The following is a 15,060-nucleotide window of genomic DNA, read 5'->3' as shown; positions in this document are numbered from 1 at the left end:
TAGGCGCTAGGTCTTTAATTAAAATCGGTGTTGAAAGCCAAGAGTAAGTGCGTTCAAGCGTGCCTGGTCCTCAGATGTGCTATCAACAAACTCAAAGACAACTGCATTCTGCTTGTCCAAAGCATAATGCATACCCAAGCCAAAGCTAAAACCTTGATCTTTATTAGAGCCTACATTTTGTTGGTCGATCTGGACACTAGAATAACCGGCAAGTCCATAAAGTGCTACACGCTCGGAGACAGGCATATTCAACTTAATAAAACCACTCGCAAGACTATCTAGTGCAAGTCCGCTATCTCGTTGTACAGAAGTTCCGTAACGTGCTTCAAAAGCGAGGTAATCATTGAAGAAGTAACCAGCTTGCGCTTGAAGAAGGAAAGGGTTTCCCTCGGTTACTGGAGAAGAGGAATGATGAAATTCAGCGTTAGAGTAACTTACTAACGCACCAGCATAAAAATCTGCTGAGGCAGAAAATGAGCACAAGCCTAAGCTGATTGCACTCAACGCCCCTAGCCATGGTCGTTTATTAATCACGTAAGTGTTCCTTGGGTGTCGACTGACCGCTGCACATTATGAACGACGCGCGCAGTGAATGTCTGTTAACTTTTGTCAATTTCGCTTGTGCGTTTACACGCTACCGCCCGGCGGCATTACGCGTTAGCCACTGTTCGCTGATTCCCGATCCATTCGGTTTATTGATATAAATATTCTTTTTAAGCCTCACTTTTGCGACTAACCGTTCAAAAAACAATCTTTTATAAACGCAACACAAAAGCTGGCAAATTATGCATGTATTAGCGCAAAACGGCAAGGGGGCAAAAACGTCTCAGATTTCCGTTTATGGTTCGTAAATTCTCACGAATGAGAAAAACACTGGCTGCCAGCCGCTTAAAACAGAACACCACTACGGATGCATTGAATAAAAAATGTGAACGTTTGCGTAAATTCAGAGGTGACCGGAAATAACGCAGTCGAAGGCGCATTTTGATTCAGTACAACTATCAAACCTAAGCAATTCTCTATTCTCAGTCTTGCAACAACTTTTCTTTAACGTTAGGCAAATTCACATAGGAAACTGTTTACATGCTGATTGTTTTTTAACTAAAATGAACGATGGTATGTTCTAAACAGACCAAACATCGATGTTTTAAAATCTGAAATACAAGGATTAATAATGAAGAACACAGCTCTAGCTATTCTTATGGCTCTAAGCGCATCAACTGCATTTGCAGCGACTGAAGCTGGTACTACTGGTACAGCAGCAGCATCTGCAACTGGTACAACTGCAGTAGCAGTAGGTGCAGCAGCAGCAGTAACTGTAGTAGCAGTTGCAGCGTCAGACAGCGATTCAACGTCTACTTCTACTTCTACTTCTACTTCTACTTCAGTAACTAAATAATTTTTTAGTGTTGTAGATATTGAAACAATCGCCCTGATCTATTCAGGGCGATTTTATTTGTAATGAGGGAATGATGAACACTCTTCTATCGCAAAAATGGATGCGCTTACTTATTGCCCTACCATTACTGAGCTCAATCTTTGGCTGTACACAAAAATTCAATGACGTATCCGCTACCGTCCAAGAAGCTTATGGTAACTACATCGATGTTGAACTAACGCCAGAAGAGATTGAAGCGGTACCTTATGCCAGTGCTTACTTAAAAATTGGTGACCAAAAACAGGTCTTCGTAGTGTTGGCCTTTGCTGAGCAAAACCCATTAACTGGTAATACCCAATTAAAGTGGGTAAGCGCAGACAAGGCAATGGTAGTAACAGAGAACGGTCATATCGTTAAAACTATTGGTTTGCAAACCACCAATTTAGCAGGTATTTATGGCAACGTTCCTGCCTACTCAGCGCCCTCTGTGCAATATTCTCTTTCTTACGATTGGGCTGACAAATACCGTTATGGGTTCCCGGCTAAAGTCCAACGTTCTCGTCAAGGTAAAGAAACCGTCATAACCCCTATTTCTTCTACCTCTACTGATGTTTATACCGAGGTTGTAACGTTTACCAGCTTAGAAAAAACTGTAGAGAACCAATACTGGGTAAACGGTAAAGGAGAAGTAGTGAAAACACGTCAACACTTAGGTCCAAACATGGTGCCTGTTGAATTGACGATTCTGAAAGGGTACAGAAAATCATGAATAAGCGACTGCTATCTTTATTAAGCCTAAGTTTAACGGCAACGATTCTGGCGACACCGACTACCGTTCAAGCTCAAAATCACACCTTACCACCGCTCAATATAGAACTTGTCGGAACGGACAAAACATTGCAGTTCCAACAAGCGGCACGTTTAGAGAGCGTACTTAAGCATGCACAAGAACAACAAATCGCCCTGCAATACCCTTTAGCTGTGACTCTATTTGATAATTCCGAATCAGCAGTGCAAAGAAGTACTGCCTTAAAGAATTCGGTGTTAAACCAAATGATTCAACATAATTTAGTTGCGCACCCATTTTACAAGTTTATCCAACGAAGCCAGTTTGCACCTCGCGTGCTGTCGGCCATTGATGTTGATCGCATCCGTCTAGATAAATTTGATAACCCTCTTTTACAAGGTCAACTTGCGTTAAGTGCACCAAAACGTGAAGAAAAAGTGTTGTATGTGGGTAACTTGGAAAAAGTCTACGCGGTAGAAAACCAAGCGGGTATCGCTCTGCATGAACAGGTCGATAATCTACGTTCAGGTGATATTGGTGAGCTCGCCTATCCGCCAATTCTAATTTACCCGGATGGCAAGGTTATTCATCCTCACCATGGCAGTTGGTTAACCACTCAATATTACTTGCCGCCACTTACCATTGTGTATATCCCATTTGATGAGTTCGAAAAATCACAAATGGATAAAGACATTGTCGCTCTGCTTGCACAACGTAAACCAACCTCATCGAAGAACTAAACATGAACCTGATCAGAACCAGTTTATCCCTTTCTTTAATGGGTCCAGCGTTGGTGTGGGCTCAAGACATACCTTTTGAAGTGCCGCCATTGCAACCATCACAAATGGACTTTGGTGGTGTCGGCTTAATGCAGATGCCTACAGGTCGTATGGCACCTGAAGGCGAGTTTAACTTTGCTATTACCGGTAGCGACGAGTACCTATTTTACAATGTGACTTTGCAAGTGATGCCATGGCTAGAAACGACCATTCGTTACACCATGGTGAACGATCTTTTCTACAGTAACGATCCGAGCTTTTCGGGTGATACCAAGTACACCGACAAGGGAATCGACTTTAAAGTTCGCTTGTTAGAAGAATCCGAGTACCTGCCAGAGCTTTCGATTGGTGTGCGTGACTTTGCAGGCACCGGTCTTTTTGATGGTGAGTTTGTTGCTGCGACAAAACGTTATTCTAACCCAAACCTTGGTACCTTTGATTTCACTTTAGGTATGGGCTGGGGCTACTTAGGTACGCGCGACAACATCAGCAACCCAGCTTGTAAGCTGTCCGATAGTTTCTGTGAGCGCCCTTCTGATTACAAAGGTAATGGTGGTAGTGTGGATTTTGAACGTTGGTTCAAAGGTTCTGCTGCACTCTTTGGTGGTGTCGAGTACCAAACTTTGCACGCGCCACTGCGATTTAAGCTTGAATACGACAGCAACGATTACAGCGAAGATTTCCCTGTGGTACGTGGTGGTGTAGACATGACACCTCATACGCCTTGGAACTTTGGTGTTCTATATCGTTTAGGACATATGGCAGATTTGCGCTTGAGCTACGAGCGCGGAGATACGTTAGTTGCTGGCGTGAGTCTTTACACTAACTTCAATGATATGCCATCTTTCTGGCGTGATACACCAACACCAGAAGTTGAAGACAAGCAACCAGAGCAACTGTCTGATGTAGATTGGGAACGTGTTACCGAGGAGCTGGATAAAATTGCTGGCTACCAAAATACCCAACTCTATGTTAAAGACAATACCATTTCGGTTGTCGGCGAGCAGAAAAAGTATCGTGATCGCAATGAAGCTCATGAAAAAGCGGCGGCAGTCCTTTATAACGAAATGCCAGACAACATTGATACCTTTACTATCAATGAACGCAGTCGTGGTCTGATCGGCGATCAAACGGTTATCTCCAAAGAGAAATACCGTGACTTTGCAGAAGTTAACTACATCAATCCAAATATCGAAGATGCAACATCAACCTCAAGTGATAAACCGCAAGGCAAACCTGCTTACGATGGTTTTGAGCGCTTTGATTGGGGCTTCTCACCAAAACTGGCTCAGACCTTGGGCAACCCAGAAGAGTTCTACCTGTTCAGTGTTGGTCTAAGTGGCAGCGCCTCTTACTGGCTGACAGATAACCTAGAAATTGGTGGCTCGCTATACTGGGATTGGTACAACAACTACGACAAGTTTAACTACGTAACCCCACCGGATGGCACTTCGATTCCTCGGGTACGTACCATGTTCCGTGCTTATCAAAATGAACATGCTGTAACCATGTCCAACCTGCAGTTAACTTGGTTCCAAGAGTATTCAGATACCATGGACCAGCAGTTCTACGCTGGTTATCTAGAAAGTATGTTCGCGGGTGTGGGTACCGAGTTTCTTTACCGACCACAAGGAGCTAACTGGGCGATTGGCGCTGACGTCAACTTAATTTCTCAACGTGATCCACAAAGTTACTTCGGTGTTTACGATGAGAAATGGCAAAATGTGCCAGAATATGGACGCCCGTTCCAAGTTGTAGATAAAGGCTTTACTGGTTTTGTGTCGGGTTATTACTACCCTCAATGGGATTTCCTACAAGATTTGATGATTCAAGTTGATGTTGGTCAGTTCCTAGCGGGTGATATCGGTACACAAGTGAATGTATCTAAACAGTTCAAGAGTGGTGTCATTGCAGGTGCATTCGCATCAATCAGTGATTTGTCGGCTGACGAATTCGGTGAAGGTAGCTTTACTAAAGGCTTCTACATTTCGATTCCATTCGACATCATGACCGTTAAGCCAAGCAACAACCGTGCGTTCTTTAACTGGCAACCATTGACTCGCGATGGCGGTCAGAAGCTAGGTCGTAAGTACAGCTTGATTGAGCTGACGGATGAGCGTAACCCTTGGTATCAACGCCCAAATACGTCAAATGCTAAATAACTGCCTACTTGAGGGAGCTAAGGCTCCCTTTTTCATATCTAGATACTAAGTCATAGAAGACTCAAACCTATCTTCCTGCTTCCAATAGCGCTACTTTTCGTTTCTTGCTAGAATTCCTGAGAAAATTTTAATCTATGGTGGAAGTTCTATGATCATCGTAACTGGTGGCGCTGGCATGATCGGCAGCAACATTGTTAAAGCACTAAACGAAGCTGGTATTAACGATATCCTGGTTGTCGACAACCTAAAAAATGGCAAAAAGTTTAAGAACTTAGTTGATCTGGACATCACAGATTACATGGATCGTGACGACTTTCTGACCCAAATTATGGCGGGCGATGATTTTGGTCCGATTGAGGCAATTTTCCACGAAGGTGCTTGCTCTGCAACGACTGAGTGGGATGGTAAGTACATGATGCTAAACAATTACGAGTACTCTAAAGAGCTGCTGCATTACTGTTTAGATCGCGAGATTCCATTCCTATACGCTTCTTCAGCAGCCACTTACGGCGATACAGAGACTTTCGTTGAAGAACGCGAATACGAAGGCGCACTGAATGTATACGGTTACTCGAAACAGCAGTTTGATAACTACGTTCGTCGCCTATGGCAAGATGCTGAAGAACATGGTGAGACCCTTTCTCAAATCACCGGCTTCCGCTACTTCAACGTATATGGCCCACGTGAAGACCACAAAGGTAGCATGGCATCAGTTGCATTCCACCTAAACAACCAACTTAACGCAGGTGAAAATCCTAAATTGTTCGCGGGCAGCGAATCATTCAAACGCGACTTCGTTTACGTTGGTGATGTATGTAAAGTAAACCTGTGGTTCTTAGAAAACGGCGTATCAGGCATTTTTAACTGTGGTACTGGCCGTGCTGAATCTTTTGAAGAGGTAGCAAAAGCAGTTATCAAGCATCATGGCAAAGGCCAAATTGAAACCATCCCATTCCCTGAGCACCTAAAAGGCGCTTACCAAGAATTCACACAAGCGGATCTGACCAAACTGCGCACCGCAGGTTGTGATGTTGAATTCAAGACAGTTGCAGAAGGCGTTGCCGAATACTTAACTATCCAAAACAGTTAAGCACCACAAGGTGGTAGAACCATAACCTGCCACCTTTACTCAAGTGCAATAGCCTGTATCATTCCTAACTATCTTTTTCTCATTTAAACCACTTCGCCCGTACACGAATAGGTAACTAGACACGCCATGACAATAAAACGTGATGACTTCGACCCCAAAGCATATAACCCTGAGTTTAAGCGCCACTTTCTGTCGCCTAAGTACTGGGGCACGTGGTTAGGTGTTATCTTATTTTTACCGTTATCATTAATGCCACTGGGTTTACAAAAGTGGTTGGCGAAAACCATAGCCAAAAAACTGTGTAAATCCCACAAAGGTCCAGCTCACCGAGCGAGGGTTAACTTTGAGCTGTGTTTTCCGGAAAAGTCGTTCCAAGAACGTGAAGCTTTGATAGAAAAAACACTCTACACAGCGGCCATGTTCTTTTTTCGCTTCGGGTTACTAAGTTTACGCTCACCAAAATGGCTTCAGAACCGTTGCCAAATTCGCGGCCTAGACATTTTACGACAGCACATTGATAGCAACGAAAATGTAATTTTAATGGTTCCCCACTCTTGGGCTATTGATGTGCCTGCTATCTTGCTCGCTTCAATGGGAATGCCAGTTTCTGCAATGGCGAAGAAGCAAAAGAATGATGTTGCTGACTGGCTGATGCACAAGCAAAGGGTCCAATACGGTGGTCGTGTTTATGAACGCTCAGGTGGCATTAAGCCTTTTCTGAAATCCATTCGAGATGGCTATGTAGGGTATTATCTACCTGATCAAGATCACGGCCCAGAGCATAGTGTGTTTGTGGATTTTTTTGCAACACGTAAAGCAACGCTACCTGGTTTAGGCAAAATTGCGAAACTATCACGCTCAAAAGTACTGCCTCTATTTGCGTCGATGAACACTGAAGATGGTACGTTTGATATTGAGATTTTACCAGCGTTTGAGCTGGATAAAGGCGAAGAGCAAGACGCTCGTACCTGTAATGAAGCCATTGAATATTTTGTCGGTGATAAACCCGAACAATATATGTGGGTACTACAGTTGCTGCACTCTCAAGAAGACGGCAATAACTATTACAATTTGTTTAAACCAAGATATAACAGCGACTGGAAAGTGCAGTGAAAGTATTTGTCGTAAGCTTGGCTCGATCGCTAGATCGCCGAGAACGTATTGAAGAAAAGTTAAAACAACAAGACATTACGTTTGAATTTTTTGATGCAGTAGATGGCTCTGTTGACCGTTTTCTTCATTCAGAAAAAAGTCGTCCTACCATTACTCTACGCCGCAAAGGGTATCAATTAAAAACCAGTGAAGTCGCCTGTTTTGCAAGCCATTACGAGTTGTGGGTTCGCTGTGTTGAGCTTGATGAACCGATCGTCATCTTAGAAGACAACGTCGACCCCGTAGAAGGGCTGAAGCAAGTACTCGAACATACCCTTCCATTGACTTCTAATTATGACTACATCAAGTTGTCTGCCACTCAGAAGCGTGTATTCACCCCAATCGTACCGATTGATGATAATCATATGCTAGGGGGATACTCAGCAGGCACTTGTGGTACCACCGCTTATATCGTTACACCTAAAGCAGCCTCAAAGTTTGTTATGCATGCTCAAGAGTTTATTGAACCAGTCGATGACTACATGGAAAAACCATGGAGACATGGTGTTCAAGTTTACAGCGTGTCTCCAGATCTCTTTACTAGAGCAGAGATTGCTTCGACGATTGGTGGTAAAAGAAAAGATAAATCCAAAATGACTCTTGCGAATAAAATATACGCTGAACTTTTTAGAACTTATGAGTCAATTTTGAAATTCCTATACTGGAAAAACAAAGCATGAAGATTTTAGTCATTGGCCCTGCGTGGGTCGGCGATATGGTAATGTCGCAATCGTTATATATCGTATTAAAGCAACGCCATCCAGATAGCCAAATTGACGTGATCGCTCCAGGATGGTGTAAACCGATTCTTGAGCGTATGCCAGAAATCCACCAAGCGATTGAAATGCCTATCGGTCATGGTGAGTTTAACTTATTAGGCCGCAGGGAAATTGGTAAATCATTACGTGAAAAGCAATATGACCACGCCTATATCTTGCCTAAATCAGCGAAATCAGCACTGATCCCATGGTTTGCCAACATTCCTCTTCGTACTGGCTGGAAAGGAGAAATGCGCTATGGCTTATTGAATGACTTACGCCCTAACATGAAGTCTTTTCAGTACATGGTAGAGCGCTATGTAGCGTTAGCTTATCCAAAAGCAGAAATGGTGGATTCTAACTCTCTTGGCGGGCTTGAAACCTTACCTCGCCCACGCCTCGCAATCAACGAAGTAGAGCAAAAAGCCACGATCCAAAAATTCAACTTAACGCAAGACCAACCAACCATTGGACTGTGCCCAGGAGCAGAGTTTGGTCCTGCCAAAAAATGGCCCGAAACACACTACGCTGAAGTTGCGACGCAAATGGCTCGATCTGGGCATCAAATCTGGTTGTTTGGTTCTCAAAAGGACTTAGAGACTTGTAACAATATCCGCGCACTTGTCCCGACGCAATTCCATAAGAACATTCATGTTCTAGCAGGACAAACCAGCTTAATTGAAGCGGTCGACCTACTTGCTGCATGCAAGACAGTTGTCGCGAATGACTCAGGCTTAATGCATGTGGCAGCTGCGGTTGGTTGTAATGTTGTTGCCGTGTATGGCTCAACTTCACCGAAGTACACCCCCCCACTCGCAGAAAAAGTGGAGATTGTTCATACCGATATTGATTGTCGCCCTTGTTTCCAGCGTGAATGTCAATACAAACACCTTAAGTGCTTGACAGAACTTTCGCCTAAGCAAGTGCTAGATAGCATCCAAAAACTTGACGCCATTACGATAAGCTCATGTTAGTTCGTATTGTTTATACCTTACTACTCGCCCTAGCGTCACCGCTGCTTTTATTTGGTTTGTACAAGAGCAAACCAAATAAGCCTAAGTTCGGCTCTCGCTGGAAAGAGCACTTTGGCATAACCCCCAAGCTAAAAAGCAACGACAAACCTATTTGGATACATGCCGTATCTGTTGGTGAAAGCATAGCAGCAACACCTTTAATCAAAGCCCTTAAGGAACAAAACCCCGAACAATCTATTCTAGTTACAACAACAACAAGTACCGGAGCTGAACAGATTGCTAAGTTGGGTGATTTAATTGAACACCGCTATATGCCAATTGACTTTGGGTTTGCTATCAAAGGTTTTCTTAAAGCAGTGCAACCAAAACAGATGTTGATCATTGAGACTGAGCTGTGGCCAAACACGCTTCACAATGTTCACAAAGCGGGTGTCCCTATAACTGTCGTAAATGCGCGCCTATCTGAAAAATCGTGTCAGAACTACGCCAAAATACAGCGGCTTTTTAACCAGCTTCATCCATGCCTAACTCAAGTACTCTGCCAAACGGATTCAGATGCAGAGCGCTTCGAACGCTTAGGCGTTGAGAAAAAGAAACTATCCGTTACTGGCTCGATTAAGTTCGATATTCAAATATCAGAGCAAGTGAAACAGCAAGGACAGCAGCTTCGAGCCCAACTTGGAAACGATCGTCCGATTTGGATTGCAGCTAGCACCCACAAAGGCGAGGACGAACAGGTATTAGATGCACATAGACAAGTTTTAAAATCTCATCCAAATGCATTACTTATTTTGGTTCCTCGCCATCCGGAACGATTTGATGATGTGTTTGCGCTTTGCCAAAATTCCGGCTTTAATAGCACCAGAAGAACCAATGCTGCAATAGTTAACGCCGATACACAGGTATACCTTGCTGATACTATGGGTGAAATGCTGATTCTCCTTGGTGCCAGTGATGTTTGCTTTATGGCTGGGAGTTTGCTTGGGGATAAAGTTGGTGGACATAATGTGCTTGAACCAGTCGCACTCAACGTTCCAGTGATATCAGGTCCTAGTTACTTCAACTTCAAAGCGATTGTAGAAGACATGATTGCTCTGAATATTATAGACATTACCGATAAAACTCAGCTAGCGAGTAAAGTACTAGAGCGCTTTCAACATAGTAACTCTCAGCAAATGAGTGATTTTATTCAAGGCTATTTAAACTCGACTCAAAAAACAATTGAAGCAATTAAATAATGTCACAGACCCATTCAGCCTACTTTGTCATTACCGTTTTTGTGATTGCAATAATTGCCCTTGTCACAAGGTATCAAAACAAACCTGAAAAGGTTTTTGGAGTAGTTTTGCTTGTTTTATATAGCAGCAGATCCGTATCGACAGAGCAACTCATTAGCAGTATTGCCAATCCTGGCGTACTTACGCTGGTACTACTTATCATCTGCTCGCTAGCTTTAGAAAAGACCTCACTACTTCGTAGAATCTCGCAATTAGTCATCAAACCTAGCTATAAATCTACCTGGGTTCGACTGTTCTCGATAACCACATTGTCTTCAGCATTTCTAAACAACACAGCGGTGGTCTCTACCATGATCGCCCCAATACGTGCCAATGCCCTTCACCCAGCCAGCAAACTGCTACTTCCCCTATCTTTTGCTGCCATCCTTGGCGGAACACTAACGCTGATCGGCACTTCGACGAATTTAATCGTCAATAGTATGGTGCTCGATGCTGGGCTACCTAGTCTCTCCTTTTTTGATTTTTCACTTGTTGGCAGCATTGTTGTACTTGGGTGCGGGCTCACCCTGTTTTTACTTAGCCATTGGCTACCTAGCAACATTGAACGAGCAGATACTCAAGCTCAATACTTCATTGACGCTGAGGTAGAACCAAACTCCCCACTTATCGGTAAAACTATTCAGCGCAACGGGCTGAGAAATCTAAACTCTCTGTTTTTAGTCGAGATTCATCGCCAAGGAAGAACTATTTCACCAGTATCACCACATGAGTTAATAGAGGAAAATGATCGCCTATTATTCTGTGGAGAGATTAGAAAAGTAACTCAACTGAATCACTTCCCGGGCTTATCACTCTTTGCTCATAAAGGCGAAAGACTAAGTCATGATCTCAAAGAGGTCGTATTACGCCCTGAAAGTGCTTTAGTAAATAAGACCTTAAAACAAATTGGCTTTCGCGCTATGTTCAACGCTGCAGTTGTCGCGATCCGACGCGATGGCCACACGGTTTCCGGAAAGCTCGGTGAAGTTACCTTAAAAGCTGGTGACTATCTGGTACTCGCTGTAGGTGATGACTATCACCAGAGAAATAACATCGCTAAAAACTTTATCCAGCTCCAAGCGCTAAAAGCCGATAGGCTGCTCAAAGGACCACAAGAAATTGTCGCTGTTCTTGGCTTTTTTAGTGCTATCGCCCTCGCAGCTATGGAGATAGCTCCACTGCTGCACAACCTGATCTTGTTGCTTGGTGTTCTACTATTAACTGGAGCACTGAAAACGAATGAAATTATACGAAGGCTACCAGTCCAGATATGGCTAGTAATTTCATCTGCACTTTTGCTGTCTCAGGCATTAGATAATAGTACAGCAGTCGACCTCCTGCGGAGCGCAATGACAGAACAAGCTGAATTTATGAGCCCATTGTCAGGGCTTATCATGGTTTACTTGGTCACTTTATTGCTAACGGAGTTGGTCACCAACAATGCGGCGGCGGCCTTAGTCTTCCCCGTTGCTTATGCCCTCGCGACGAGTCTAGATGCAAATCTTCACAGCTATATTTTAGCTGTCGCGTTCGGCGCAAGTGCAAGCTTTATTAGCCCATATGGATACCAAACCAACTTAATGGTTTACAATGCAGGTCAGTACTGTATCAAGGATTATATAAAGATTGGGGTGCCGATGAGTATTACGTATAGCGGTTTAGTATTAACGGCTATCACAACTATCTATGGCGTTTAACTCCCTCATCGAATCAAAGAGAGACCGGAATGAAACTTTCTCCACAACGAATGACTCACCTTAAGCAGCTTGAGGCAGAATCTATCCATATTATGCGTGAGGTAGCTGCCGAGTTTGATAACCCAGTGATGCTTTACTCTGTTGGTAAAGACTCTTCAGTGATGCTACACCTTGCGCAGAAAGCCTTTGCGCCTGGCATTCCCCCGTTTCCACTTATGCATGTTGATACCACATGGAAATTCAAAGAAATGATTGAGTTTCGTGACTACATGGCGAAAAAGCTTGGTATGAAGCTGATTGTGCACCAAAATCCAGAAGGGCTTGCGATGAACATCAGCCCATTTGTGCATGGCAGCTCAAAACATACTGATATCATGAAGACACAAGGCCTAAAACAAGCCTTAGATAATCATGGCTTTGATGCTGCTTTTGGTGGTGCTCGTCGTGACGAAGAAAAGTCTCGCGCGAAAGAGCGTGTTTACTCTTTCCGTGATGAACATCACCGCTGGGATCCTAAAAATCAACGCCCTGAGCTTTGGAATATCTACAACGGCAAAGTAAACCAAGGCGAGAGCATTCGCGTATTCCCTCTTTCTAACTGGACTGAGCTGGATATCTGGCAATATATCTACCTAGAGAGCATCGAGATTCCAAGCCTGTACTTTGCAAAAGAGCGTCCCGTCGTTGAGCGTGACGGTATGTTGATCATGAAAGATGATGATCGCATGGAGCTTCGTGAAGGGGAGACGGTAGAACAACGCATGGTTCGCTTCCGTACACTAGGCTGCTACCCATTAACGGGAGCGGTTGAATCTCAAGCAACAACGCTACCAGAGATCATTCAAGAGATGCTGCTTACAACCACTTCTGAGCGCCAAGGCCGTGCCATTGACCATGATAGCTCTGGCTCCATGGAGAAAAAGAAACGTGAGGGTTACTTCTAACTATGACCTCGCCGTATCAAAAGAAGCACAATGAGTCTGTGAGTGACGATGTGGTTTGGCATAACACCAGCGTAACTCATGAAGATCGTGTTGCGCTTAAGCAGCAAAAGCCTGTTGTACTTTGGTTTACCGGACTTAGTGGCTCAGGAAAATCGACCGTCGCTAACGCGGTAGAAAGCAAGCTATTAGCGTTAGGTAAACATAGTTACCTTCTTGATGGTGACAATGTGCGCCACGGTCTAAACAAAGATCTTGGCTTTAGTGATCTAGACCGTATTGAGAACATTCGCCGCATTGGCGAGGTGGCTAAACTATTTGTCGATGCCGGGAACATTGTTCTGACCGCGTTTATTTCGCCATTTATCTCAGATAGAGAGCAAGTGCGCCAGTTAATGCAGCAAGGCGAGTTTTTAGAGGTGTTTGTTGATACTCCACTCGCAATCTGCGAGCAAAGAGATCCTAAAGGCCTGTATAAAAAGGCACGCGCAGGTGAGATTAAACACTTCACTGGCATCGACTCTGAGTACCAAGCGCCTATATCTCCAGAAATTCACATCAAGACAGCTGAGCTGTCTGTCGAAGCGTGTGCCGACCAAGTGATTCAAGCGCTCACTGAAAAAGAATACATTTAAAAGGAAGTCATTATGTCTCATAGCTCTGAGCTTATCGCTAAAGACATTGAAGCGTACCTAAACGTACATGAAAACAAAGACCTACTTCGTTTCTTAACTTGTGGTAACGTTGATGACGGCAAATCTACACTGATTGGTCGCCTGCTATACGACAGCAAGCTGATTTATGAAGATCAAATGGCTGCGATCGAAAAAGATTCTCAAAAGTTCAATACGACAGATGAAGCGTTCGACTTAGCACTACTAGTCGACGGTCTACAGTCCGAGCGTGAACAAGGCATCACGATTGATGTTGCCTACCGCTACTTCTCAACCGACAAGCGTAAATTCATCATCGCCGACACTCCAGGACATGAACAGTACACTCGTAATATGGTTACGGGTGCTTCTACCTGTGATCTTGCGATTGTAATGGTTGATGCTCGCCACGGTATCCAGACGCAAACACGTCGTCATAGCTATATCTGTAGTCTACTTGGAATTCAGCACGTTATCGTTGCCGTTAACAAAATGGATCTGATGGACTACAGCCAAGAGGTGTATCAGAAAATCAAAGCCGATTACCGAGATATGGCAAAGAACTTCAACATCAAGGATATCCGCTTTGTGCCAATCTCTGCTCTAAAAGGCGACAATGTTGTCACTCCAAGTGAGAACATGGATTGGTACCCTGGCGCTACATTAATGAAGCTGCTTGAAACAGTTAAGATTAACCAAGACATCAACACTGAAGTCATGCGCTTCCCAGTGCAATATGTCAATCGCCCAAACCTAAACTTCCGTGGTTTTTGTGGCACCCTTGCTTCAGGCATTGTACAGGTTGGTGATGAGGTTACTGCTCTTCCATCGAACAAAGTTTCTCGCATCAAATCTATCTTTACCTTCGATGGTGAGCTAAAAGAAGCAATGCCGGGTCAAGCCATCACCCTAACGCTTGAAGATGAAATCGATGTGTCACGCGGCGATATGCTTGTCCATTCCAACAACATTCCGGAGGTTGTAGACGCTTACCAAGCTCATATCGTTTGGATGGATGAATCTCCGATGCAAACGCATAAAGAATACCTATTCAAATTTGCGACTAAAACCTGTACAGGTAAGGTTTCTCAAATTGAGCATAAGGTTGATGTCAATACACTTAAGCAGCATGATCATAAAAATACGCGCCTTGAGTTAAACGAGATTGCACTCGCCTCAATAAAGCTTACCGATAAAGTTGCAATGGATGTTTATCAGCAGCTACCTCAAACTGGCGCTTTTATCATTATTGACCGCATTAGTAACGTGACTGTCGGCGCGGGTATGGTGTCATCGATACAATTAAACCATACTGAAGAACCAGCTCGTGTTTACTCAGAAGCAGAGAAAGAGCTCAATGCTTATGTATGTAAGCACTTCCCAGAGTGGGGCTGTGTAAAAATAAACTAAAT

14 protein-coding genes are annotated in these 15,060 nt (G+C 43.9%); 13 read left to right on the top strand and 1 reads right to left on the bottom strand.

Annotated features, from left to right (window positions below):
- Positions 1–18: 18 nt before the first annotated feature.
- A complete protein-coding gene (locus tag IQP38_RS08955) occupies positions 19–534 on the bottom strand; it encodes a porin family protein (RefSeq protein ID WP_017634964.1) in 516 nt (171 codons plus the stop codon).
- A 640-nt stretch (positions 535–1,174) separates the two neighbouring features.
- Here IQP38_RS08955 and IQP38_RS08950 point away from each other — a divergent pair.
- From IQP38_RS08950 to cysN, 13 genes are all read left to right on the top strand, one after another.
- On the top strand, positions 1,175–1,399 hold the full coding sequence (locus IQP38_RS08950; protein WP_020904330.1) for a hypothetical protein: 225 nt from the start codon (positions 1,175–1,177) through the stop codon (positions 1,397–1,399).
- A gap of 73 nt (positions 1,400–1,472) precedes the next feature.
- Positions 1,473–2,147 carry a YjbF family lipoprotein gene (locus IQP38_RS08945; protein WP_193837512.1) on the top strand — a complete coding sequence of 225 codons (675 nt, stop codon included), beginning with the start codon at positions 1,473–1,475 and terminating at the stop codon, positions 2,145–2,147.
- Positions 2,144–2,905: a capsule biosynthesis GfcC family protein gene (locus IQP38_RS08940; protein WP_193837511.1), complete on the top strand. Its 762-nt coding sequence runs from the start codon at positions 2,144–2,146 to the stop codon at positions 2,903–2,905. The genes IQP38_RS08945 and IQP38_RS08940 overlap by 4 nt, the downstream gene beginning before the upstream one ends.
- Before the next feature lie 2 nt (positions 2,906–2,907).
- The gene (locus tag IQP38_RS08935) at positions 2,908–5,106 is read left to right on the top strand and encodes a YjbH domain-containing protein (RefSeq protein ID WP_193837510.1); all 2,199 of its coding nucleotides are present in this window, start codon (positions 2,908–2,910) and stop codon (positions 5,104–5,106) included.
- Positions 5,107–5,254: 148 nt separating this feature from the next.
- Positions 5,255–6,196: an ADP-glyceromanno-heptose 6-epimerase gene (gene rfaD / locus IQP38_RS08930; RefSeq protein WP_005379462.1), complete on the top strand. Its 942-nt coding sequence runs from the start codon at positions 5,255–5,257 to the stop codon at positions 6,194–6,196.
- 126 nt (positions 6,197–6,322) lie between these two features.
- Positions 6,323–7,309 (top strand): lauroyl-Kdo(2)-lipid IV(A) myristoyltransferase, encoded by a 987-nt coding sequence (gene lpxM, locus IQP38_RS08925; RefSeq protein WP_193837509.1) that lies wholly within the window; start codon positions 6,323–6,325, stop codon positions 7,307–7,309.
- Positions 7,306–8,028: a glycosyltransferase family 25 protein gene (locus IQP38_RS08920; RefSeq protein ID WP_005379459.1), complete on the top strand. Its 723-nt coding sequence runs from the start codon at positions 7,306–7,308 to the stop codon at positions 8,026–8,028. Before lpxM ends, IQP38_RS08920 begins: the two co-directional genes overlap by 4 nt.
- Positions 8,025–9,080, top strand: coding sequence for a lipopolysaccharide heptosyltransferase II (gene waaF / locus IQP38_RS08915; RefSeq protein ID WP_017820719.1), 1,056 nt, complete (start codon positions 8,025–8,027; stop codon positions 9,078–9,080). The genes IQP38_RS08920 and waaF overlap by 4 nt, the downstream gene beginning before the upstream one ends.
- Complete coding sequence (waaA, locus tag IQP38_RS08910) at positions 9,074–10,318, top strand: lipid IV(A) 3-deoxy-D-manno-octulosonic acid transferase (RefSeq protein ID WP_054576850.1); 1,245 nt, start codon at positions 9,074–9,076, stop codon at positions 10,316–10,318. The genes waaF and waaA overlap by 7 nt, the downstream gene beginning before the upstream one ends.
- A complete protein-coding gene (locus IQP38_RS08905) occupies positions 10,318–12,054 on the top strand; it encodes an SLC13 family permease (protein ID WP_054576849.1) in 1,737 nt (578 codons plus the stop codon). The genes waaA and IQP38_RS08905 overlap by 1 nt, the downstream gene beginning before the upstream one ends.
- A gap of 29 nt (positions 12,055–12,083) precedes the next feature.
- Positions 12,084–12,998, top strand: a complete 915-nt coding sequence (gene cysD, locus IQP38_RS08900; RefSeq protein ID WP_049534422.1) for a sulfate adenylyltransferase subunit CysD — start codon at positions 12,084–12,086, stop codon at positions 12,996–12,998.
- Between the two features lie 2 nt (positions 12,999–13,000).
- Positions 13,001–13,630 carry an adenylyl-sulfate kinase gene (cysC, locus tag IQP38_RS08895; RefSeq protein ID WP_054576848.1) on the top strand — a complete coding sequence of 210 codons (630 nt, stop codon included), beginning with the start codon at positions 13,001–13,003 and terminating at the stop codon, positions 13,628–13,630.
- A 12-nt stretch (positions 13,631–13,642) separates the two neighbouring features.
- On the top strand, positions 13,643–15,058 hold the full coding sequence (gene cysN, locus IQP38_RS08890; protein WP_054576847.1) for a sulfate adenylyltransferase subunit CysN: 1,416 nt from the start codon (positions 13,643–13,645) through the stop codon (positions 15,056–15,058).
- Positions 15,059–15,060 lie beyond the last annotated feature (2 nt).

The organism is Vibrio sp. OPT41 (assembly GCF_015163595.1).
GTDB lineage: Bacteria > Pseudomonadota > Gammaproteobacteria > Enterobacterales > Vibrionaceae > Vibrio > Vibrio alginolyticus.
Note: the sequence above shows the minus strand (reverse complement) of the source record. Positions and strands in the feature narration are given on the sequence as shown.